The organism is Sulfitobacter sp. F26204 (assembly GCF_026410305.1).
Lineage (GTDB): Bacteria > Pseudomonadota > Alphaproteobacteria > Rhodobacterales > Rhodobacteraceae > Sulfitobacter.
The window spans coordinates 1-1,274 of the sequence record NZ_JAPMLQ010000024.1 but is presented as its reverse complement, the minus strand read 5'-3'; the positions used below and the strand labels follow the sequence as shown (position 1 = coordinate 1,274).

The following is a 1,274-nucleotide window of genomic DNA, read 5'->3' as shown; positions in this document are numbered from 1 at the left end:
TTGAGCTACTCCCCATTTGTTGGACAGCTTCTGGCGTAAATTAAGCTACTTTTTGGGCCTGCTGATCGGGGTTAGTTGTTTCAATTCGCTGCCAGTAGATCACGGCAGGTGGTTTGCCGCCAAGGGCGGAATGTGGGCGCTTGTCATTGTAGAAGTCGATCCACTTCCTGACGCCTGCCTTCGCCTCTGATCCGGTTTCCCAGGCATGCAGGTACACGCATTCATATTTCAAAGACCGCCAGAGCCGTTCGACGAAGATGTTGTCGAGGAAACGGCCTTTGCCATCCATCGAGATGCGCACGTTTGATCGTCGCAGCCGGTCTGTCCAAGCAAACGACGTAAACTGGCTGCCCTGATCTGTGTTCATAATGTCCGGCGGGCCGAACTTGTGAATGGCCTCATTCAAGGCATCAACGCAAAACTCGGCTTCCAATGTGTTTGAGATACGCCACGCCAGCACCTTGCGCGTGTGCCAGTCCATGATCGCGACCAGATATAGAAAGCCGCGTCGCATTGGCAGATAGGTGATGTCAGCGCACCAGACCTGATTGGGCCGATCCACACGCAGCCCACGCAGCAGGTAAGGGTAAATCTTGTGACCCTTCGCGGCTTTGCTGGTGTTGGGCTTTTGATAGATCGGCATCAAACCCATGAGCCGCATGAGACGACGGATGCGCTTCTCGTTCACGAGATGATCCTCATTGCGCAGGTGCCACGTCATTTGACGCACACCATAAAAAGGCGTTTCCAAGAACTGCTTGTCGATCACGCGCATCAGATCGAGGTTCATCTCACTTTCGCCCTTGGGCTCGTAGTAAAATGACGACCGCGAGATCGACAGCAGCTTGCATTGTTTGCTGATAGACAAGTCGGCATTGGCGGTCTCGATCATCTTACGCCTCACTTGCCGGTCCAGGGTTTGAGCTTTCTGGCCAAAAAATCATTGGCGACGGCCAACTCCCCAATCTTGGCGTGCAGATCTTTGACCTGCTCTTCATCGACTGCCGGTGCCTTCCGACCACCACGCTCAAATACACCAGACGCGCCTTCAAGCAGAGCCTGCTTCCATTGATGGATCATCGTGGGGTGCACGCCAAACCGGCTCGCCAACTCGCTGACCGTCTCCTCCCCCTTCAGCGCTTCCAACGCCACCTTGGCCTTAAACTCTGGGTGATGTTGCTTCCGTTTCGACATCGTCAATCTCCTTCGTGTTGAAGATCAACAGACAACAAATTGCAGCTTACGTCAGTGTCCGAATTTCGGGGGGTAGCTCA

Annotated in this window: 1 protein-coding gene; it reads right to left on the bottom strand. The window is 54.0% G+C overall.

The window, feature by feature from the left end:
- Nucleotides 1-40 precede the first annotated feature (40 nt).
- A protein-coding gene (locus OS190_RS20460; protein WP_416237430.1) for an IS3 family transposase occupies nt 41-1,194 on the bottom strand; the annotation gives its coding sequence in 2 pieces (ribosomal slippage) (nt 41-927 and nt 927-1,194; 1,155 coding nt in all).
- Between the last annotated feature and the right edge of the window lie 80 nt (nt 1,195-1,274).